Genomic DNA, 20,625 nt, shown 5'->3' with positions numbered 1-20,625 from the left:
GATATCGACGTGAAGCGCCGAGCTATCCGTTGGGCCATTCCGGTGATCTCTCACCGGCCGCACGCCGGAGAACCCGAAGCGTCGGGGGTCGATCGTATGTTCGAATCGTGCCGGGAGTGGTGGAGCTGATCGATCGGGTGGTGGACCTGCCGCCCGGTCCGCAGCTGTCTGCGCTGCTCGGCCAGCTGCCCTGGTCGCGGGTGCCGAATGCGCGGTTGGTGGAGGTCCTGCAGGCCCGGTCGCGGCAGTTGGCCCACGAGCAGGCCGGGCTGTTGGCGGGGATGGTGGAGATCTCGTGCGCGATGCCGGTCGCGGGCCTACCCGCGGGGGCGGTGGCCCGGGCCGGGGATGATTTCGAGTGGGCGTCCCATGAGATCGCGGCCGGCCTGACGTGGACGCCGACCGCGGCGGATCGGGAGCTGGATTTCGCCCGGGTGCTGGTGCGCGGTCTGCCGTTGGTGTTCGCCGCTCTGGAACAGGGCCTGATCGACCGGGGTAAGGCGAAGGTCTTCTGTGATCATCTGGATCCGGCCCGCGGGGAGCTGACCCCGGCGCAGATCCGCCGGTTGTGTGAGCGGTTCGTGCCGTTGGCGCCGGGGTGGACGGCGCGGCGGTTGTCGCGGCGGCTGCTGGCGGCGATCCTGGCGATCGACCCGGAGTTCCACCGGCGCCGGTATCGGCGTGGGCTGCGGGGGCGTGGGGTGGCGTTGTACCTGAATCGGGATGGCACCGCGACCCTGTCGGGGGAGGGTCTGCCGCCGGATGAGGCGGCTGCGGCGGCCGCGCGGTTGGACCGGCTCGCCGAGGCGGCGAAACGCGTCGGGCATCCCGGCCGGCTGGCGCAGATCTGCGCTGATCTGTTCCTGGGCATGTTGGACGGGTCCTTCTACGGGTTGACCGAGGGGCAGATCCTGGCCCGGTTGCTGGACCGGCCCCGCCCCGGCGACACCGACACCGGCGACACCGACACCGATACCGACGTCACCGACGACGACGCCGCCGAAGGCGCCGACACCGATACCGAAGACACCGATACCGAAGACACCGGCACCGAAGACACCGGCACCGAAGACACCGGCAGCGACGACGCCGGCAGCGACGACACCGACTCGGCCGGCGCTGCCCTCGCCGACGGGGCCGATCCCGCCGGAGCCAGCCCCACCGAGCCCGGTGTCGAAGCCGGTGTCGAAGCCGGTGTTGGCGCGCGGTCCGCCGCCACAGGGGCGGCCGATCAGGACGCCGCCAACGCGGAAGCCTCTTCCGAGATGGCGACCGGCGAGATGGCGACCGGCGAGATGGAACCTGGTGCGGACGCGATCGACGGGGAAGCCGTCGGCGCGGCCTCACCCGGCACCGGCGAGGACCGCTGGCGCGGGGAGCGGGTCCGGACCCGGGAGGGCATCGAGGTGCGGGTCGGGCTGGCCACCGTGCTGGGCCACGACCAGCGCCCCGCGCAGATCCCCGGCCTGGGGCCGGTCGACGCCGACATCGCCCGCGCCACCGTCGCCCGGCAACGCCGCGGCGCGCAGTGGCAGTTCGCGATCGTCGACGCCCAGGGGTATCTGCTGCTGGCCGGGCCGCTACGGCGCCGACCACGTGTTGGCGATCCACCCCGAGAGCGGGTCCGGGGTGGGGTGGTGGAGCTGCACCTGACCGTGGCCGAGCTGCATCGTTTCGCCGCCGACCCCGACCTGGCCGGCGAGTGGACCGGAGTCATCGCCGAGATCGCCGACCAGTGGGCCGACCGCCACCGCCTGTGGCGGGAACTATCCACGCATCCACGGGCCCGGTTCGCCCGCGCCGCGTTGGGCCGGCATGTGCAGGTCCGCGACCGCACCTGCATCGGCCCCGGCTGCGAACGCCCCGCACGCCGCTCGCAGCTGGACCACACCTGGGAACACGCCTGGGGCGGACACACCGTCGAGGTCAACCTCGGGCCATGCTGCTGGCGACACCATCCGGACAAGGACCGGGGGTGGACGCTCAACCAGCCCGAACCGGGGCATTTCGTGTGGATCTCCCCGCTCGGGCGCATCTACCGCACCCGCGGGGAACCGATCCGGCCCGACCTACCCGACCCGGACCCACCAGCCGACGGCACCGATCCGCGTGACGACCCCGACCCCGACGTCGAGGACGGGCACCGCATCGACCCGCAGATCCTGTGGCGAGAAGGCCGCGACCCGCCACCGTCGCCACCACCAGCACCCGACGACGAGGAGGAACCACCGTTCTAGGCGCGGGGCGCGGCCGCGTCAGACGGGCGCCCCGGCCAGCAGCTGGTGCACCACCCGGTCGGCGAGCAGCCGGCCGGGCCGCGTGAGTACCGCGCGGCCTGCGGCCAGCGCGGCCGGGTCGAGCAGGCCGTCGTCCGCGGCCAGCGCGGCGGCCGCGGCACCGGGGCCGTCGAGGAGGTCGAGCGGAAGGCCGGTCGCGAGTCGCAGCCGCAGCATCACGCGCTCGGTGTGCCGGTCGGCGTCGGTGAGGAGCTCACGGTCGGCCTCCGGCGACTCTGCCGCGGCCAGGAGCGCCGCGTACCGCGCCGGGTGCTTGACGTTCCACCAGCGCGCGCCGTCGAGGTGGGAGTGGGCGCCGGGGCCGAGGCCCCACCAGTCGCCGTCGAGCCAGTAGCCGATGTTGTGCCGGCACGCCGCCTCAGGGGACGACGCCCAGTTCGACACCTCGTACCAGTCGAACCCCGCCGCGGAGAGCCGGTCGTCGATCAGCTCGTAGCGGGTGGCGGCCACGTCGTCGTCGGGGGCGGGTAGCTCGCCGCGGGCCACGCGGCGGGCGAGCGCGGTGCCGTCCTCGACGATGAGAGAGTACGCGGAGACGTGGTCGACCCCGGCGTCGAGCACGGCGTCGAGGGAGGACCGCAGGTCGTCGTCGGTCTCGCCGGGCGTCGCGTAGATCAGGTCCAGGTTCACGTGCGCGATCCCGGCCGCGCGGGCCTCCCGGGCCGCCACCACCGCCCGCCCCGGGGTGTGGCGCCGCTCCAGCACGCGCAGCACGTGCGGCGCGGCCGACTGCATGCCTAGGGACACCCGGGTGAACCCGGCCGCCACCAGCTCCGCGAAGAACTCGGGGGACGTCGACTCGGGGTTGGACTCGGTGGTGACCTCGGCGCCCGCCGCGAGCCCGAACGCGTCCCGGACGGCGCCGAGCACCTCGCCGAGCCGCGCCGCCCCGATGAGGGACGGGGTGCCACCGCCCACGAAGACGGTGTCGACGGGCCGCCGCCCGACCGTGCGGACGGCGAGGTCGAGCTCCTTCCGCACGGCGGCGAGCCATCCGTCCGGGGACGCGCCCGACCCGACCAGCTCGGACGCCGTGTAGGTGTTGAAGTCGCAGTAGCCGCAGCGCGCCGCGCAGAACGGCACGTGGACGTAGATCCCGAAGGGCGGCACGGACGACCAGTCTGCCAGGTCAGCGCACGCGCTCGCCGCGGGCGAACACGGCGAGCGGGCGGTGCAGGACGGCGAGGTCGGCGAGCGGGTCACCCGGGACGGCCATCAGGTCGGCGTCGTCGAACAGCGCCGCTGCCCGCACCGCGATCGGTCCCATGGCGTCCGCCCACCCGTGTCGGGTTCAAGGTCGGATGGGAGGTGTCACACGTTCCCTGCGTTGTGAGCCCGCTCCCAGCATGCGGACGGCGATGGATCGTGGACCGGACAAGTGGCACCCTTACAGGTATGCATGCGCTGGCCCTGCGACTCGTGGCTCGTCGCCACGTGGATCTGCGCCGGGTGAGCAGCGCGCTCTGTCGGTCCCGCTGATCTCGCGCGCCCCGACCCCACCACTTCAGCCCTGAGCCCTGCCGCCTGTTCTGCGCGGCACGGCCGTGCTGCGATCCGGAGGCACTGCCTTGCCCCCCACCACGCCCGTGAAGCGCAAGCGCGGCGAAGGCCAGTGGAAGCTGGGCCACCGCGAGCCGCTCAATCCCAACGAACGCAGCAAGCGCGATGACGACGGTCTCAACGTCCGCGCGCGCATCGAGAACATCTACGCGAAGCGCGGCTTCGACTCGATCGACCCGGCCGACCTGCGCGGCCGTTTCCGCTGGTGGGGCCTGTACACCCAGCGGAAGGCGGGCATCGACGGCGGCCGCACCGCAGCTCTCGAGCCCGAGGAGCTCGAGGACCGCTACTTCATGCTCCGTGTCCGGGTCGACGGCGGGGCCCTGTCCACCGACCAGCTGCGGGTCGTCGGCGAGATCAGCCAGGACCACGCCCGCGACACCGCCGACATCACCGACCGGCAGAACATCCAGTACCACTGGATCGGGATCGAGGACGTGCCGGCGATCTGGCGGAAGCTCGAGGCGGTCGGGCTGCAGACCACCGAGGCGTGTGGCGACACCCCGCGCGTGATCCTCGGCTCCCCGGTGGCCGGTATCTCGGCGGACGAGGTGATCGACGGCGACCCGGCGGTCCGGGAGATCCTCGACAACTACATCGGCAGTCCGGAGTTCTCCAACCTGCCGCGCAAGTTCAAGACCGCGATCTCCGGCCTGCAGGACATCGCCCACGAGGTGAACGACGTCTCGTTCGTCGGCGTCGAGCACCCGGAGCACGGGCCCGGGTTCGACCTGTGGGTGGGCGGCGGCCTGTCCACCAACCCGAAGCTCGCGCAGCGACTCGGCGCGTGGGTCCCGCTCGACGAGGTCCCCGAGGTGTGGGCCGGCGTCGTCTCGATCTTCCGGGACTACGGCTACCGCCGGCTGCGGCACCGCGCCCGGTTGAAGTTCCTGGTCGCGGACTGGGGCGCCGAGGAGTTCCGCCGGGTGTTGGAGGAGGAGTACCTCGGCCGGAAGCTGGCCGACGGTCCCGCGCCCGCGACTCCCGAGCTCACGATCGACCACGTCGGCGTGTACAAGCAGAAGGACGGCCTCAACTTCGTCGGCGCGGCACCCGCGTCCGGCCGGGTCTCCGGCTCCACGCTGCTGGCACTTGCGAAGGCCGCCGAGGCGGCGGGTTCGCAGCGGGTGCGGCTCACGCCGTACCAGAAGGTCCTCGTCCTCGACGTCCCGGACGAGAACGTCGAGTCCCTGTCCGCCGAGCTCGCGGCGCTGGGCCTGCAGGTCGACCCGTCGCCGTGGCGGCGCTCCACGATGGCCTGCACCGGGATCGAGTTCTGCAAGCTCGCGATCGTCGAGACGAAGGAACGGGCGATCCGCCTGGTCGAGGACCTCGAGCAGCGCCTCGCCGACGTGAGCCCGGACGTGCCGATCTCGATCCACCTCAACGGCTGCCCGAACGCCTGCGCCCGCACCCAGGTGGCCGACATCGGGCTCAAGGGCCAGATCGTCACCGACGGCGAGGGCAACCAGGTCGAGGGCTTCCAGGTGCACCTGGGTGGCGGCCTCGGCCTCGACTCCGGGTTCGGCCGCAAGCTGCGCGGCCTGAAGGTCACCAGCGCCGAGCTGGGCGAGTACGTCGAGCGCGTCGTGCGCCGGTTCGTGGCCCAGCGCGCCGAGGGCGAGCGGTTCGCCCAGTGGGTGCTGCGGGCCGAGGAGGCGGACCTGAAATGAGTGAACGCGCCGTCCCGTTCTACTGCCCGTACTGCGGCGACGAGGACCTGCGCCCGTCGGAGGCGTCGCACGGCGCCTGGCACTGCGCGGCCTGCCTGCGCACCTTCTCGTTGAAGATGATCGGTATCGGAGTCCTGGAGGTCTCCCGGTGAGCGGAGCTTGCGGAGCGAACCAGAAGCACGGCGCCCCGGCGAAGAGGGCGACCGAGCGCAGCGAGGGAGCCCGATGAGCCTTGCGACAGAAGTCGACTTGCGCGCGCTCGCCGAGCGCGGCGCCAGAGAGCTCGGCCCGGACGCCACGGCGCAGCAGGCGCTCGCCTGGGCCGCCGAGACGTTCGGCAACCGCATGATCGTCGCGTCGAACATGCAGGACGCGGTCCTCGTCGAGCTGGCGGCGAAGGCCCGGCCGGGCGTCGACATCCTGTTCCTCGACACCGGCTACCACTTCGCCGAGACGATCGGCACCCGCGACGCCGTCGAGACCGTCTACGACGTGCGGATCGTCAACGCGACGCCGGAGCACACGGTCGCCGAGCAGGACTCGCTGCTCGGCAAGGACCTCTTCGGCCGTGACCCCAACCAGTGCTGCGCGCTGCGCAAGGTCGCACCGCTGCAGAACACCCTCGCCGGCTACGACGCGTGGGTCACCGGCGTCCGCCGGGTCGAGGCGCCGACGAGGGCGAACACACCGCTCGTCACCTACGACGAGAAGTTCGGCCTCGTGAAGATCAACCCGATCGCGGCGTGGAGCGACGAGGAGATGGATGCCTACATCGCCGAGAACAACGTGCTGGTGAACCCGCTGGTCGGCGAGGGCTACCCGTCGATCGGGTGCGCGCCGTGCACGGCGAAGCCGGCACCGGGCGCCGACAAGCGCTCCGGGCGCTGGGCGGGCACCGGCAAGATCGAGTGCGGGCTGCACGTCTCATGACCGCGACCCTGCCGACACCGCTCCCCGTCGCACCGGCGCTCGATGCCCTGGACGCGCTGGAGAGCGAGGCCATCCACATCTTCCGCGAGGTCGCGGGCGAGTTCGACCGCCCGGTGATCCTCTTCTCCGGCGGCAAGGACTCCACGCTGCTGGTGCACCTCGCCGCCAAGGCGTTCGCCCCGGCTCCGGTGCCGTTCGCCCTGCTGCACGTCGACACCGGGCACAACTACCCGGAGGTCATCGACTTCCGGGACCGGCTCGTCGAGCGGCTGGGGCTGCGCCTGGAGGTCGCGCACGTCCAGGACTGGATCGACGACGGCCGGCTCGTCGAGCGCGCGGACGGCACCCGCAACCCGCTGCAGACCGTGCCGCTGCTCGACTCGATCAACGAACACCGCTTCGACGCCGTCTTCGGCGGCGGGCGCCGCGACGAGGAGCGGGCGCGGGCCAAGGAACGCATCATGTCGCTGCGCGACGCGTTCGGCCGCTGGGACCCGCGCAAGCAGCGCCCGGAGCTGTGGAACCTCTACAACGGCCGGCACGCCGCCGGCGAGCACGTACGGGTGTTCCCGATCTCGAACTGGACCGAGCTGGACGTCTGGCGCTACATCCAGCGCGAGGGCATCGAGCTGCCGCCGATCTACTTCGCGCACCAGCGCGAGGTGTTCCGCCGTGACGGGATGTGGCTCGCCGAGGGTCCGTGGGGCGGCCCGCGCGGTGCCGAGACGCTCGAGAAGAGGTCGGTGCGCTACCGCACCGTCGGCGACGGCTCGTGCACCGGCGCGGTCGAGTCCACCGCCAGCACGCTCGACGAGATCATCGCCGAGGTCACGGCCTCCCGGCTCACCGAGCGCGGCGCCACCCGCGCCGACGACCGGATGTCGGAGGCCGCGATGGAGGACCGGAAGCGCGAGGGTTACTTCTGATCATGAGTAAGGACCTCCTCCGCTTCGCCACCGCCGGCAGCGTGGACGACGGCAAGTCCACACTGGTCGGGCGGCTGCTCTACGACACCAAGTCGGTGCTGGCCGACCAGATCGAGGCCGTCGAGCGCGCGTCGGTCGACAAGGGGCTGGCCACGCCCGACCTGTCCCTGCTGGTCGACGGGCTGCGCGCCGAGCGCGAGCAGGGCATCACGATCGACGTCGCGTACCGCTACTTCGGCACTCCGACGCGCGAGTTCGTGCTCGCCGACACCCCCGGCCACGTCCAGTACACGCGCAACACCGTCACCGGCGCGTCCACCGCCGAGCTCGCCGTGCTGCTCGTCGACGCCCGCAACGGCGTCGTGGAGCAGACCCGCCGGCACGCCGCCGTGCTCGCGCTGCTGCGCGTCCCGCGGCTCGTGCTGGCGATCAACAAGATCGACCTCGTCGACTACGACGAGGCCGTGCTCGCCGCGATCGCGAAGGAGTTCGCCGGCCTCGCCCGCTCGCTCGGGTTCGCCGACGACGCGGTCGTCACGATCCCGGTGTCCGCGCTGGTCGGCGACAACGTCGTGGAGCGCTCGGAGCGCACCCCCTGGTACGAGGGCCCCACGCTGCTCGGCCACCTGGAGTCGGTGCCCGTCACCGGCCCCGAGGTGGACGCGCCGTTCCGGATGCCGGTGCAGTACGTGATCCGCCCGCGGAACGGCGCCGATGAGCGCTCCGCTGACGCTTCGCGCTGGGGCGACCTGCACGACTACCGCGGCTACGCGGGCCAGATCGCCGCCGGCGGCGTGGCGCCGGGCGACGAGGTCGTCGTGTTCCCCAGCGGCGCGCGCACCACCGTGGCGGCCGTCGAGACCGCCGACGGGCCGCTGGAGTGGGCCGCCGCGGGCCGCAGCGTCACCGTCCTGCTCGAGGACGACATCGACATCTCCCGCGGTGACGTGCTCGCCTCGGCCGCCGCGCCACCGCGTCTCACCGACGAGCTGGACGCCACCCTCTGCTGGCTCGCCGAGAAGCCGTTGCGCCCCGGCGCCCGGCTGCTGCTCAAGCACGGCACGCGCACCACACCGGTGATCGTCGGCGCGGTCGGTGAACGCCTCGCGCTCGACTCCGAGGTTCCGACCTGGGAGCCCGCCCCCGAGGAGTTGGGGATCAACGACATCGCGCACGCGTCGCTGCGCACGGCCGACCCGCTGCCCGTCGACGAGTACGCCGACATCCGCGCCACCGGCAGCTTCCTGCTCATCGACCCACCCACCGGCAACACCCTCGCCGCGGGGCTGGTCGGCACGCCGCTCGCCGGGTAGGAGGATGTTCCCCGCACTCGTCGCCGTCGCGCACGGCAGTCGCGACCCGCGCTCGGCCGCCACGGTGGCCGCGCTCGTCGACGAGGTCCGCCGGCAGCGGCCGGGGCTGGACGTGCGCCTGTCGTTCCTCGACCTGTCCGCGCCCCGGCTGCCCGACGTCCTCGACGCGGTGGCCGCCGACGGGCACCGCTCCGCGGTGGTCGTGCCGCTGCTGCTCGGCCACGCCTTCCACGCGCGCGTCGACGTCCCGGGCGCGGTCACGCAGGCCGCTGCCCGGCTGCCCGGCCTGGACATCACGGTCAGCCCCGTGCTCGGCGGGCACCCGGGCCTGTCGAGGGCCGCGCTGGGCCGCCTCTCCGCCGTCGCCGGTCCGCTGCACGATCCCGGCCTCGGGGTCGTGCTCGCCGCGATCGGGTCCTCTCACGCGCCGGCCAACGCCGCGGTCGCCGACGTCGTGGCGGGCTGGACCCGCCGGTTCGGCTGGCACGGCGGCAGCGCGGCGTTCGCGACGACGACACCCACCGTGTCCGACGCGGTGGCCGCGCTCCGGGCCGGCGGAGCGCACCGGGTGGCCGTGGCCCAGTGGATCCTCGCGCCGGGGCTGCTGCCCGACCGGATCGTCCGGGACGCCGCGTCAGCGGGCGCTCCGGTGGCGGCGGCTCTGGGCCCCGACCCGGACGTGGCGCACGCGATCCTGGCCCGATACGACGCCCACATTGCAGCAAAGCCACTTTCACGCAACCTCATTGCGTGAAAGTGGCTTTGTTTTCCCCGGCGAGCCCTCGCCTTGCTTCGCCGCGGCGGTGGCTCCCCGGAAGTGCGTTCGGGCTGCAACCACGAATGCGAGCCTCATCACCTTCTGCCGGCCGATCCATTCGTCCCCGGCCTGACCTGCAGATGCACAGAAGTCCGGACATTTACCCGGCAATCTCGCAGCGCGGACACCTCCTTGTAGTCGATCAGACGACAACGCACGATGGTGTGGTGTCGTCGACCGTGCCGGATGCGCCTCTCGCCCGCTCCGCGGGTGCAAGGTCGATGACCGCCAACCTCCTGCCGGACCTCGAACGGTTCTGGCCATCGCGGCGCTGCCACGCGTTCGACGAGTTCTGTCGCGGCTGAGCTCCTCCCGCCCGACCAGGCACGTGGCCGACACGGTCGTGCCCTCCCCCGAACTCTCCGCCTCACCCCTGTACGGGAGCCCCCCGCATGCGCACCCTCATCGTCTTCGCCCTCGTGGGCTTCGGCGCTCAGCTCGTCGACGGCGCCCTCGGCATGGCGTACGGCGTCACGTCCACGTCGCTGCTGCTCCTCGCCGGCACGAACCCGGCCACCGCCAGCGCATCGGTGCACCTCGCGGAGGTCGGCACCACCCTCGCCGCGGGCGCGTCGCACTGGCGCTTCGGCAACGTCGACTGGAAGCTCGTGCTGCGCCTCGGCGTGCCGGGCGCGGTCGGCGCCTTCCTCGGCGCCACCGCGTTGTCGGCGCTGTCCACCGATGACGCCGCGCCGTACATGTCGGGGGTGCTGCTGGCGCTCGGCGTCTACATCCTGGTGCGGTTCTCCGTGCGCCCGCCGCGGACGTCGAAGGCACGCGTGTCGCCGCACCGCTCGAAGTTCCTCTCGCCGCTCGGGCTGGTCGCCGGGTTCGTCGACGCCTCCGGTGGCGGCGGCTGGGGCCCGGTGGCCACCCCGGCGCTGCTCACCGCGGGTAAGACCGCGCCGCGCACCGTAGTGGGTTCGGTCGACACGTCGGAGTTCCTCGTGGCTGTCGCCGCGAGCATCGGGTTCCTGATCGGGCTCGGGTCGGAGGTCCTCGACCCGTGGACGATCGGCGGCCTCCTGCTCGGTGGTGTACTCGCCGCCCCGGTGGCGGCGTGGCTGGTCACCAAGATTCCCGCCTCGGTGCTCGGCACCGCGGTCGGCGGCATCATCGTCCTGACCAACACCCGCACGATCCTGCGCGCGCTCGACGTGGCAGACGGGGCCCGCACCCCGATCTACCTGGCGATCGTCGGGATCTGGGTCGCGGCGGTGGCCATCGCCGTCGCGAAGCTGCGGCAGGACGCCGCCGCCGAGCCCGCCGAGCCCGCCGACGCGGAGCGGGCCACCGTCACGGCGCAGGACTGAGGCGGACGGGTGCTCACCCGACGCCGGGACCGGGACCACGGCCGGGACGCGAGCGACCGCTGTCGCGCGGCTCGCTCCGCCCCGCCCGTTCCCACCCAGCCCAGGAGGCACCCGTGTCCAGCCCGACCCGCGAGTCCGTCCGCCACTCCATCGCCGACCGCCTGCTGACCTCCCTCGAGAACCTGGTGCGGCGCCACCGGGCCCTCGGGCCGCACACCGCGGAGGAATCGCCGCAGGCATCGGTGCTGCACGCCGAGCTCATCGCGGCCGAGGTCGCGCACGAGCTGGCGGTGGCGCGCAGCGCCCTGCACCGCCACCCACCGCTGCGGTGATGTCACTGCGGTGAGCCGTAACCTGGGACCATGCTGATCGGGGAACTCGCACGGCTGACGTCGGTGAGTCCGAGGTTGCTGCGCTACTACGAGCAGCAGGGGCTGCTCACCTCGAGCCGCCTCTCCAACGGCTACCGCGACTACGCCGAGGACGCGCCGCTGATCGTCGGGCAGATCCGGGCCCTGCTCGACGCCGGGCTGCCCACGGAGGTCATCCGGGAGGTGCTGCCCTGCGCGGAGGGCAAGCCCCCGCGGTTCACCCCGTGTCCCAGCCTGTCGGTCCTACTGGGCGAGGTGCTGCAGAACATCGAGTCCCGCATGGCCAGGCTGAGCCACCACCGGGAGGCGCTGACGCGCTACCTGGAGGGCGCGAGGTAGCCCGGCTCGGTCAGCGACCCGGGCCGTAGAGGCCGAACCTGAGGCTCGGGTCGCCGGGCACCCAGGTGTTGTGGAACTGCGAGCGCTCGCCCATCTCCACCACCCGCGCCAGCAGGCGCGCGCTGAGCTCGAGCTGGGCGGGCTCCCACTTGCGCAGCGCGGCGGGGATGTCGCCGTCGCCCGCGGCCAGCGCGCCGGCGAGGGTCCAGGCGTCGGCGGCGGCCTTGGCGGTGCCGGCGGCGGCGTGGGGACGGGCAGCGGCCGCGGCGTCGCCGATCAGGGCGACCCGGCCGCCGGCCATCCGCGACGACCGGACGTCGGACACCACCTGGATGTAGGGGTCCGCCGTCGCCCGGACGACCTCGGCCACGGCGGGCGCGAACAGCCGGGCTGCCGCATCGCGCATCTCGTCGACGAAGCGGTCCTGGACCTGGCCGGGGTGCAGGGACACCGAGCCGGCGACGCCGCGCTTGTCGACGAGCAGCTCCGCGAGCTCGGCGCCGGCCGGGACGTTGCGGTACCAGACGAAGTTGATCAGACGCTCGCGCGGGCCGGACTCGCCGGGGATCGGGTAGAGCGTGATCTGGGAGTGCGGCACGATGCTGTAGGAGAGCGCATCGCCCAGCAGCGCGCGCGTGCCCACGGTCAGCTCGTGCTCCGGCACCGTGCCGCGCCAGCCCACGTAGCCCGCGTAGGAGAGCCGGGCGTCGGGGTCGAGCGATGAACGGCCGACCGAGGTGATCCCGTCGGCGAACACGACGAGCTCGGCCTCGGCGCTCCGCCCGCCGTCGAACCGGACGGTGGCACGCCCACCGTCCTGCCCGACGCCGCTGGCCACCTCACCGAGGTGGTAGCGCGCGGTCCCGAAGTCGGCGAGCAGGGCCCGGTAGAACGTGCCCCAGGAGGTGGAGGTCCAGCGGCGCCGCTCGCGGTGGACGATCCCGCCCTCCGGGTCGAGGTACTGCACGAAATCGGTGGAGGTGCAGAGCGCCTCGGGGTTCTGCGTGCTGCGCTCGGCGAACCAGCGGACGGTGTCGGGTTGCAGCACGATCCCGCCGCCGTGGCTGGCCAGCAGGGTGGAGGTGCGCTCGAAGACGTCGACCTCGAAACCAAGGTCACGGAGCAGGAGCGCGGCGGTCAGCCCGCCGATGGAACCGCCGATCACGACGGCACGGGCGCCGGCGTGGACGGACGTCGGATCACCTGCGCGCATGCCGCCGAGTCTGGTTGCGTCCCGCGCCCACCGCGATGTCCACGACGACACTGTTTGCCCGGGTCCGATGTCCTCGGCGACACCCGCCCCTCCAGCGCGAACACCTCGACGCGCCGACGGCCGCAGATCTCTTTCGAGTGAATCGTGACCCCTTCCGGTCCCGCTCGTTGCACTCCGTGCGGGCGCCGGTGGCTCGGCCAACCGGGCGAGGGAACGTCGATCGGGTGGAGATGACGGTGCGCAGTGCCACGGGGGTCCGTGCTGCTCTGGCCGGTGCGGTCGTATGCCTGATCGCCGTCGGGGTCGCGGCGCCGGCACTCGCCGGCTCCGGTGACGGCGACGAGGCCTGCCCGGACGCCGGCCCGGTCGAGGCGCTCCTGGACGGCCGGGCCTGCATCGAAGAGGAGCCCGGCCGGGTGCTCGCCCCGGGAAGCCTGCTCAACCCGCAGTTCCCCGACTTCCCCGACTTCCCCGGCCTCGACGACGAGGAGGACGACGACCCCGACGACGACCCCGACGACGACCCCGACGACGACGCGGACGACCCGGACGACGACGAGTCCGACGACGAGTCCGACGACGACTCCGACGGGGACTCCGACTCCGACGAGTCGGAGGACTCCGACTCCGACGAGTCCGCCGCCTCGGCGGCCGACGAGGGATCCGACGACGACTCCGACGGCACCGACGGCACCGCCGACGACGAGGCCGCCGCAGCCCCAGCCTCGGCGACCCGGCCGGCCAGGAAGGCCCCCGCCGCGGAGTCCGGTGCGGGTGCGGGTGCCGCCGTCGGCGCGGCCGTGCTTCCCGGCGTCGGCGACGCGGTCGACGGCGAGAGCTCCCCCGGCCTCGACTGGACCGGCGCCCTCACCCGGGACCATCCTTCCGACGATCCCGAGCCGCTCCCCGCACCCGCCGACGAGCCCGCGCCCCGCGCCGCCACTGCGCCGCCACCTCCGTCTCCGCCCGCCCCGGAGCCACTCGCCGCATCCGAGCACGTCGCCGACCTGGCCGCCGTCTCGTTCGCCACCTCGTTCCCCTCGCCGATCGAGGCCCGCTGGGGCCTGGGGGCGGTCCTGCCGAGCCTGGCGCTGACACTGCTGCTCCTCGCCGCGCTCGCCCTCCCCGTCGGACTGCTCAACCGGGCGGCGGCGGACCAGCCCGACCGGATCGAGTCCCTCCTGGGGCGGCTGCGCGTCCCGCCCGGCGCCGGGCGTCCCGCGCCCGGCGTGTTCCTCACAGCCGTCGCGATCACGGCGGTGGCCGGTGCCGTGATGCTCGGCTTCCTCACCCCGGAGTTCCCGTTCGACGCGTCGGCTCCGGCCCTGCTGCTCGGCCTCGCCACCGCGTTCGTGCTGGTGACCGCGGCCCAGCAGGGAACGCAGTTGCTGTACGTGGCGCGCTGGTGGGGGGTGCGCTGCCACGTGGGCCCGGTTCCCGGGTTCCTGCTGCTCGGCGCGATCGGCGTCGTGCTCTCGCGCGCCGTCGGGCTCGAGCCGGGGCTCGTACTGGGCACCCTGGTGACTTTCCGCACCGCCCGCGTGCTGCGCGCCGACGAGGAGGGCCCCGCCGTCGCGCTCGCCGCCACCGCGCTGACCGCCCTCGGCGGCACGGCGTGGATCGTGCGCGAGCCACTCGTCGCCGCGGCGGGTGCGCCGGGGACGTTCCTCGCCGACGCGGTCGCCGCCGCCCTGACGGCCACCTCGGTCAGCGCCGCGGCCAACCTGCTGTTCGCGCTCGTGCCGCTCTCGTTCCTGCCGGGATCCGCGTTGCTGCGGTGGTCGCCGGCGCTGTGGGCGCTCTTCGCCTGCACCGGCGGCTTCGCGTTCGTGCATCTGGCGGTGCGGCCCGCGGTCGACGTCCTCGCCGACCGGGCGGGCGCGCTCGCCGTCCTGCTCGGCGTCTACCTGCTCGGCGCCGCCGCGCTCTGGACGTGGCTCCGGTTCACCCGCTCCCCGGGTAGCGCGACCGGCACCCTCGCTCGCACCTAGCGCGCGAGGGTGCCGGTCGCCCCACCTACCGCCCAGTCCGAGGGCTGCACGGGGACGACTTCGCCGTGCACCAGCCTGCGATCGACGCCGAGCACGTCGACGAGCAGGTCGGTGAGCGCGCCCAGCAGCCTGCGCCGCAGGTCGGCCGGGCGGTCGGCGAACAGCACGGCCGTGAAGTACGGCGCCGACCGGCCGTCCGCCGGGATGCCGCCGGTGGCCCACAGCTCGGGCCGGTGCAGCGTGACGTGGGCCCGCACGCGGTCCAGGGGCACGCCGGTGACCTCGGCGTAGCGGGTGCTCATCGCGAAGAGCAGCTCCGCGTGCTGAGCGGGGGTGTGCAGCCCCTCGACGAGGTGGACTTCCAGGACCGGCATGCGCACACCGTATGGAGCGACCAGGGCCCGAACAAGATCCTCGACGTCGTCGGTCAGGCGCGCGGCGCGTCGACGACCGCGTGCTGCTCGCGCTCCCAGGCGAGGAAGCGCTCGGTCTCCGCGAGGAAGGCGCCGCCCAGCCAGAGGGCGACCACCCCGTCGTCGGCGAGGCCCAGCAGCGGCACGAAGGCCTCCGGCACCAGGTCGAGGGGCGAGACCAGATAGGCCAGCGCGAGCACGATCAGCCCGACGCGGCCGCGGGACATCGCCGGATACCGGCCCGAGAGGGCGCCGCCCAGCATCCGCGGGAGCGCGCTGAACCGCTCCCCCACCCCGGGTGAGCCGGGGCGCCGCGACCTGGTTACAGCCCGCCACAGTGCGGTGAACGCCGCGATCCGCCGCGGCCCGATTTTCGCCACGCCCCCATCAACGCACGTGACGGCCGCGAAGTTCCGTACGGCATGCCCGGATCGGGGCATGGGCCACCCACCTCGCAGGGAGCGGTGCGGGCAAGGGCTACTGTCGTTCGGAGCACCACCACTCGCGTCTCGGGGGAACATCCGATGGGCCTCATCTCGCGCGCGGGCGCGTCGGCCGCCCTCGTCGTCGTGTTCGGTGGGGGGCTGCTCGGGTGCGGCGGTTCGGTGGCCGATGCCGACGCCCCGGATCCCACGCGCCGGTCGGCCGCGCCGCAGAACCCGTTCTGCGCCGCAGCCCAGGCCAACCTCGAGGCGCTCCGCCCCCTCAACGGGCTCGTGGCGCAGGGCCAGGTTCCGCGCGACGAGCTGGCCACCACGGTGGGCGCCGTACGCCGTGCCGGGCAGGACATGGTGTTCGCGGCTCCCGAGGACATCCGCACCGATGTGGAGCGCACGGTCCAAGCGCTCGAGATGCAGCTGGACGTGCTGGTGGAGAGCGGCGGCGACCAGACGGCGATCTCGCGCGACGCCGACCTCGTGAAGCGGCTCAACTCCCCCGAGTTCACCGGGGCGGGCGAGCGCGTGCGCGCCTACGTCGAGCGCAACTGCAGGGCGGGCGCGCTCACCAGCACCGGCCGCTGACGGCCCCGGAGCGCTAGCGGCCCAGCGTGCGGCGGTTGCGCCCCTTGACGGCGCTGTAGGCGGCCGCGCCGACGAACACGACGGCGCCGATCACCAGCGCCCACGTGAGGAATTTGAAGAGGGCCCCGAGCAGGGTGAACGCGAGCCATACGAGCAGCACGCCCCCGAGAACCTTCAGCACCATCGGCCCCGCCTCCTCGCCTCTCCCGTCCGACGCACGGGGCGCCCGGGAAGTTCCCGCCGCACGCCGGGACTTGTCAACCCGACTATCGCGATATATCGTGATGGCACACGAGCTACTCTGATGGCTCATAGACCGACAGGAGATCGAGATGAACGAGCAGAACACCCCCTGGCCCGGCCCGCAGTTCGGGTTCCGCGGCCGGCGCGGCCCACACCGGGGCGCCTTCCGGCCGGACGGTCCGCCGGCGCCGCCGTTCGCAGGCCACGACGAGGGCGAGGACGCCCTGCGGGGTCACCGGCGCCGCCGGCACCCCTTCGGCCCCGGTTTTGGGCCGCCGTTCGGACCCGGGATGCGCGGCTTCCCCGGCCCGCGCGGCAGGCGCGGCCGCCGGACGTCGCGCGGCGACATCCGCACGGCGGTGCTCGCACTGGTCGCGGAGCAGCCGCGGCACGGGTACGAGATCATCCAGGAGATCGCCGAGCGCACCAGCGGCGCGTGGCGGCCGAGCCCCGGCTCGGTCTACCCCACCCTCTCGCAGCTCGAGGACGAGGGCCTGGTCCGCGTCGAGCAGGCCGACGGCCGCCGCGTCGTCCACCTCACCGAGGAGGGCACCCGGTACGTCGACGAGCACCGCGAGGAGCTGGACGCCGTCTGGGCGTCGGTCGGACGCGACTCCGACGACGAGGGCGCCACGGAGCTGTGGGAGCAGCTGGGCCAGCTGCACGCGGCCGCGACGCAGGTGATGTCGGCAGGTACGCCGGAGCAGATCGCCTCGGCGACCGCCACGATCACCGAGGCCCGCAAGGCGATCTACCGCCTGCTGGCGGAGTAGTCCTATGCCCGCATCGCGGGCATTCCGGGGGAGAAGTCGGGGTCGATCTGGGCAGCCAGGTCGGCCCCGACTGCTCGGTTGCCCCAGGCCGCCGCGTTGCGCAGGTGGAACTCCACGGTGCCGCGGTGGTAGGCGCCCCAGTCGCGCTCGCGTGCGTCGAGCGCGGTGAGCACGGCGTCGAGCACGGCGAGGTTCTCGGGTTCGAGGGTGCCGACGGGCGCGACGGCGCCGCGTTCCGCGGCCCGCACCCACCCGGACTGGCCGAACCAGCCGATCAAGGCGTCACCCACTTGTTCCCGCAGGTAAGCGGCGTCCTCTGCGTCGGTCACCTTGTTGCCCAGCACCCGCAGCTCCACGCCGTGGCCGTGGGCGTGCTCGGCGTACTGCTGGTAGACGCCGATCCCGCGCCGGGTGGGCTCGCTGACGAGCACGGTGAGGTCGAAGCGCGTGAACAGGCCCGAGGCGAACGCGTCGGCGCCCGCCGTCATGTCGACCACCACGTACTCGCCGGGGCCGTCGACGAGGTGGTTGAGGTAGAGCTCCACCGCGCCGGTCTTGGAGTGGTAGCAGGAGACGCCGATGTCGGCCTCGTCGAACTCGCCCGTCACGAGGTGGCGCACGCCGCCCGCCACCGCCGAGTGCCGGGCCAGCAGCTCACCGTCGGGGTCGAGGTCGAGCAGGCGCGAGCCGCGCCCCGGAGGCGTCGTCTTGATCATTGCGTCGGCGCTCGCGATGCGCGGGTTCGTTCCCCGCAGGTGCTCCTTGAGCCACGGCAGGTCGGAGCCGAGCGCGAGCGGCGGCGGGCCGTCGTGCCCCAGCGCCTGGCCGAGGTGCTGGTTGATGTCCGCGTCGATGGCGAGAACCGGTTTGCCGAGCTCGGCGAGGTAGCGGCTGAACACCGCCGCCGAGGTCGTCTTCCCGCTGCCGCCCTTGCCGACGAACGCGATCCGCACGCCGCCTCCTCCCGCCGTCGCCAGTTCCAGACGCGCAGATGATAATCATTGCCACGTACGGATGATGGCAGCGCCCCCTCAGCGCACCGGGTTCGAGCGGCGCGCCGCCAGCACCGCCCGCAACGACGGCACGACGACGCCCTCGCTCTCCATCTTGCGGCGCGCCCGCCTGCGCGCGACCAGCACACCACCGAGCGCGAGCGCCCACACGGCGTACTGCACCGTCCAGGCCACGCGGAACGCCTCCGGCGAGTAGTCGCCCGGCCCGGCGAGCCCGAGCACCACCCCGACGGCGAGCGAGACGGTGAGCGACGCGGCGAACCCGGCCATGTTGACGATCCCGACGGCGGCCCCCTGCCGATGGCCGGGGTTGAACGTGCGGGCGTAGTCGAAGCCGATCATCGACGTGGGGCCGCCGAGCGCCAGCACGATGACGAGCAGCACGAGCAGCCACCGCGGCGCGGGCGGCGGCACGGCGAGGACGGCCGTCCATGCCGAGACCGTCGTGCCGAGCACGGTGAGCACGAGCCACGACCGGCGCAGCGGGTGCCGGGCGGTGAACTCGCCGAACAGGGGCCCGGCGACGATCCCGGAGACCACGAGCAGCGTCAGCATCGCGCTCGCCTCACCGGTCGTGAAACCCTGGCCGGCCACGAGGTAAGGCACGCCCCACAGCAGCGAGAACACCATCCCGGAGAACTGGGTGGCCATGTGCGTGAAGAAGCCCAGCCGGGTGCCCGGCTCCCGCCACGAGCACACGAGCCCGTGCAGCACCTCGCGCGGGGCGGGTGCGGGCGGCGGGGCCGGCGCACCCGGCGGCCGGTCGCGCACCACGGCCAGCGCCGCGAGGCCGACCGCCACGCCGAGCGCCGCCGCCGACACGAAGGCAGGTGTCCACCCGGGGCCGTGCAGCACCGCGGCCAGCGGCACGGCCGACAGCACCTGGCCGCTCTGCCCGATCAGCCCGGTGAGCTGTGTCATCAGCGGAACGCGCCGCGCCGGGAACCAGCTCGTGACCACCGAGAGGACGCTGATGAACGTCAGCGCGTCCCCGGCCCCGACCAGCACGCGCGCCAGGATCGCGAGCGGCAACGAGTCGGCGAGGGCGAGCACGAGCTGGCCGGCGGCCATCGTGAGGGAGCCGACGGTGATGAGCAGCCGGGCGCCGAACCGGTCGAGGAGCACGCCCACCGGGACCTGCAGGCTCGCGTAGACGAGGAGCTGCAGCACCACGAACCCGGCGAGCGCCGCCGGTGCCGCGTCGAACCGCGCTGCCGCGTCGAGACCCGCGACGCCGAAGGAGGTGCGGTGCATCACCCCCACCAGGTAGGCGGCCAGACCGATCGACCAGACAACCCAGAGGCGATGATGCAGCTTCATCTCGGCTCCATGGTGCCCCCGCAACCGCGGAAACGGGATGCTGTGCGGGCAGACTCACGTTGCACCCGGACAGATGTGCGACGGGCGGGGCCACCGGCCCCGTCGAGAGGCGGAGGTGTGATTGCCGTGCTGGATCCGGCCGAGCTCTACGAGGTGGCGCCCGATGCGCCGCAGCTGGACGAACCCGTGCTGCTGGTGGCGCTCGACGGTTTCGTGGACGCCGGAAGCGCCGCCCGGCTGGCCGCGGAGGCCCTGGTGGAGGGCCGGGAACCGCGCGCGGTGGCGAACTTCGACGTCGACCAGCTCCTGGACTACCGCTCCCGGCGCCCGCCGCTGCGCTTCGAGACCGACCACTGGGCGTCCTACAGCCGTCCGGAGCTGGACGTGGTGGCGCTCGGCGACACCGGCGACACCGGCTACCTGCTGCTCGCCGGTCCCGAGCCGGACACCCAGTGGGAGCGGTTCTGCGCGGCCGTAGAGCAGATCGTGCGGCGGTTCGGGGTGCGACTGGTGATCAACCTCACCGCGATCCCGATGGCGGTGCCGCACACCCGGCCGATCGGCGTCACGGTGCACGGCACCCGCCCGGAGCTGACCGAGGGGCACGAGGCGTGGTTCGCCACGGCGCACGTTCCGGGGAGCGCGGTCGGGCTGATGGAGTACCGGCTCGGCGAGGCCGGGCTGGATGCCATGGGCTTCGCGGTGCACGTGCCGCACTACCTCGCCCGCGCCGAGTACCCGCAGGCGGCGCGCGTGCTGCTGGACCACGTCGGCCTCGCCGCGGGCCTGTACCTGCCCACCGAGACCGTCACGAAGGCCGCCGAGCGCACCGAGGTGGAGATCGCCGAGCAGGTGGCCGGATCGGACGAGGTGCGGCAGGTGGTCGAGGCGCTCGAACGGCAGTACGACATGGTCGCCTCCGGCCGGGCCGAGCGCTCAAGCACCGGGCTGTCGGGCGAGCTCCCGAGCGCCGACGAGCTCGCCGCAGAGGTGGAGCGTTTCCTCCGCGGGGAGGACGGCGACAACTCCTAGCCCCCATGATCATGGATGGGCGCTGTCCCCGCAGATCGGGCGGGTAACAAGGCGGTCCCCTTTCGG

23 protein-coding genes are annotated in these 20,625 nt (G+C 73.3%); 15 read left to right on the top strand and 8 right to left on the bottom strand.

The features are described from left to right. Positions 1 to 107: 107 nt before the first annotated feature. Positions 108 to 2,237, top strand: a complete 2,130-nt coding sequence (locus ACU436_RS16315; protein WP_459026105.1) for an HNH endonuclease signature motif containing protein — start codon at positions 108 to 110, stop codon at positions 2,235 to 2,237. An 18-nt stretch (positions 2,238 to 2,255) separates the two neighbouring features. Here ACU436_RS16315 and hemW read toward each other — a convergent pair whose 3' ends face one another. Continuing rightward, complete coding sequence (gene hemW / locus ACU436_RS16310) at positions 2,256 to 3,407, bottom strand: radical SAM family heme chaperone HemW (RefSeq protein ID WP_459026103.1); 1,152 nt, start codon at positions 3,405 to 3,407, stop codon at positions 2,256 to 2,258. Between the two features lie 19 nt (positions 3,408 to 3,426). Further along, positions 3,427 to 3,564, bottom strand: coding sequence for a hypothetical protein (locus ACU436_RS16305; RefSeq protein WP_459026101.1), 138 nt, complete (start codon positions 3,562 to 3,564; stop codon positions 3,427 to 3,429). A 128-nt stretch (positions 3,565 to 3,692) separates the two neighbouring features. Between ACU436_RS16305 and ACU436_RS16300 the strand changes: the two genes are divergently transcribed. From ACU436_RS16300 to ACU436_RS16255, 10 genes are all read left to right on the top strand, one after another. After that, the gene (locus tag ACU436_RS16300; protein ID WP_459027008.1) at positions 3,693 to 3,776 is read left to right on the top strand and encodes a putative leader peptide; all 84 of its coding nucleotides are present in this window, start codon (positions 3,693 to 3,695) and stop codon (positions 3,774 to 3,776) included. An 89-nt stretch (positions 3,777 to 3,865) separates the two neighbouring features. After that, entirely contained in the window at positions 3,866 to 5,530 is a 1,665-nt protein-coding gene (locus tag ACU436_RS16295; protein ID WP_459026099.1) for a nitrite/sulfite reductase, read from the top strand. Beyond that, a complete protein-coding gene (locus tag ACU436_RS16290; RefSeq protein ID WP_459026097.1) occupies positions 5,527 to 5,682 on the top strand; it encodes an Insertion element protein in 156 nt (51 codons plus the stop codon). The genes ACU436_RS16295 and ACU436_RS16290 overlap by 4 nt, the downstream gene beginning before the upstream one ends. A gap of 73 nt (positions 5,683 to 5,755) precedes the next feature. Further along, positions 5,756 to 6,460 carry a phosphoadenylyl-sulfate reductase gene (locus tag ACU436_RS16285; RefSeq protein WP_459026095.1) on the top strand — a complete coding sequence of 235 codons (705 nt, stop codon included), beginning with the start codon at positions 5,756 to 5,758 and terminating at the stop codon, positions 6,458 to 6,460. Further along, positions 6,457 to 7,386: a sulfate adenylyltransferase subunit CysD gene (gene cysD, locus ACU436_RS16280; RefSeq protein WP_459026093.1), complete on the top strand. Its 930-nt coding sequence runs from the start codon at positions 6,457 to 6,459 to the stop codon at positions 7,384 to 7,386. The genes ACU436_RS16285 and cysD overlap by 4 nt, the downstream gene beginning before the upstream one ends. 2 nt (positions 7,387 to 7,388) lie before the next feature. After that, positions 7,389 to 8,699, top strand: coding sequence for a sulfate adenylyltransferase subunit 1 (locus tag ACU436_RS16275; protein ID WP_459026092.1), 1,311 nt, complete (start codon positions 7,389 to 7,391; stop codon positions 8,697 to 8,699). A 4-nt stretch (positions 8,700 to 8,703) separates the two neighbouring features. Further along, positions 8,704 to 9,453, top strand: a complete 750-nt coding sequence (locus tag ACU436_RS16270) for a sirohydrochlorin chelatase (protein WP_459026090.1) — start codon at positions 8,704 to 8,706, stop codon at positions 9,451 to 9,453. A gap of 455 nt (positions 9,454 to 9,908) precedes the next feature. Then, positions 9,909 to 10,829 carry a sulfite exporter TauE/SafE family protein gene (locus ACU436_RS16265; RefSeq protein WP_459026088.1) on the top strand — a complete coding sequence of 307 codons (921 nt, stop codon included), beginning with the start codon at positions 9,909 to 9,911 and terminating at the stop codon, positions 10,827 to 10,829. A 113-nt stretch (positions 10,830 to 10,942) separates the two neighbouring features. Beyond that, positions 10,943 to 11,161: a hypothetical protein gene (locus tag ACU436_RS16260; RefSeq protein ID WP_459026086.1), complete on the top strand. Its 219-nt coding sequence runs from the start codon at positions 10,943 to 10,945 to the stop codon at positions 11,159 to 11,161. A 30-nt stretch (positions 11,162 to 11,191) separates the two neighbouring features. Then, entirely contained in the window at positions 11,192 to 11,539 is a 348-nt protein-coding gene (locus ACU436_RS16255; protein ID WP_459026084.1) for a MerR family transcriptional regulator, read from the top strand. 10 nt (positions 11,540 to 11,549) lie between these two features. On the opposite strand, the gene ACU436_RS16250 is transcribed toward ACU436_RS16255, so the two are convergent. Next, on the bottom strand, positions 11,550 to 12,752 hold the full coding sequence (locus ACU436_RS16250) for an FAD binding domain-containing protein (protein WP_459026082.1): 1,203 nt from the start codon (positions 12,750 to 12,752) through the stop codon (positions 11,550 to 11,552). Between the two features lie 236 nt (positions 12,753 to 12,988). Between ACU436_RS16250 and ACU436_RS16245 the strand changes: the two genes are divergently transcribed. Continuing rightward, a complete protein-coding gene (locus ACU436_RS16245) occupies positions 12,989 to 14,743 on the top strand; it encodes a hypothetical protein (RefSeq protein ID WP_459026080.1) in 1,755 nt (584 codons plus the stop codon). Here ACU436_RS16245 and ACU436_RS16240 read toward each other — a convergent pair. Both ACU436_RS16240 and ACU436_RS16235 read right to left on the bottom strand, forming a co-directional pair. Beyond that, a complete protein-coding gene (locus ACU436_RS16240; RefSeq protein WP_459026079.1) occupies positions 14,740 to 15,117 on the bottom strand; it encodes a tautomerase family protein in 378 nt (125 codons plus the stop codon). The genes ACU436_RS16245 and ACU436_RS16240 overlap by 4 nt on opposite strands. A gap of 53 nt (positions 15,118 to 15,170) precedes the next feature. Further along, positions 15,171 to 15,449 (bottom strand): YkvA family protein, encoded by a 279-nt coding sequence (locus ACU436_RS16235; RefSeq protein WP_459026077.1) that lies wholly within the window; start codon positions 15,447 to 15,449, stop codon positions 15,171 to 15,173. A gap of 231 nt (positions 15,450 to 15,680) precedes the next feature. On the opposite strand from ACU436_RS16235, the gene ACU436_RS16230 reads away from it, so the two are divergent. Continuing rightward, complete coding sequence (locus tag ACU436_RS16230) at positions 15,681 to 16,178, top strand: hypothetical protein (RefSeq protein ID WP_459026076.1); 498 nt, start codon at positions 15,681 to 15,683, stop codon at positions 16,176 to 16,178. Between the two features lie 13 nt (positions 16,179 to 16,191). Here the strand turns inward: ACU436_RS16230 and ACU436_RS16225 are convergent, their stop codons facing one another. Continuing rightward, positions 16,192 to 16,362 (bottom strand): hypothetical protein, encoded by a 171-nt coding sequence (locus ACU436_RS16225; protein ID WP_459026074.1) that lies wholly within the window; start codon positions 16,360 to 16,362, stop codon positions 16,192 to 16,194. Between the two features lie 148 nt (positions 16,363 to 16,510). On the opposite strand from ACU436_RS16225, the gene ACU436_RS16220 reads away from it, so the two are divergent. Then, positions 16,511 to 17,194 carry a PadR family transcriptional regulator gene (locus ACU436_RS16220; RefSeq protein ID WP_459026072.1) on the top strand — a complete coding sequence of 228 codons (684 nt, stop codon included), beginning with the start codon at positions 16,511 to 16,513 and terminating at the stop codon, positions 17,192 to 17,194. 2 nt (positions 17,195 to 17,196) lie between these two features. Here the strand turns inward: ACU436_RS16220 and ACU436_RS16215 are convergent, their stop codons facing one another. Further along, a complete protein-coding gene (locus tag ACU436_RS16215; protein WP_459026070.1) occupies positions 17,197 to 18,147 on the bottom strand; it encodes an ATP-binding protein in 951 nt (316 codons plus the stop codon). Between the two features lie 78 nt (positions 18,148 to 18,225). After that, positions 18,226 to 19,527: an MFS transporter gene (locus ACU436_RS16210; RefSeq protein ID WP_459026068.1), complete on the bottom strand. Its 1,302-nt coding sequence runs from the start codon at positions 19,525 to 19,527 to the stop codon at positions 18,226 to 18,228. A gap of 126 nt (positions 19,528 to 19,653) precedes the next feature. Between ACU436_RS16210 and ACU436_RS16205 the strand changes: the two genes are divergently transcribed. Further along, a complete protein-coding gene (locus ACU436_RS16205; protein WP_459026066.1) occupies positions 19,654 to 20,559 on the top strand; it encodes a proteasome assembly chaperone family protein in 906 nt (301 codons plus the stop codon). The last annotated feature ends 66 nt before the right edge of the window (positions 20,560 to 20,625 follow it).

This window comes from Pseudonocardia wallangbongensis (genome assembly GCF_054486945.1).
This window is presented reverse-complemented; position numbering and strand designations above follow the sequence as displayed.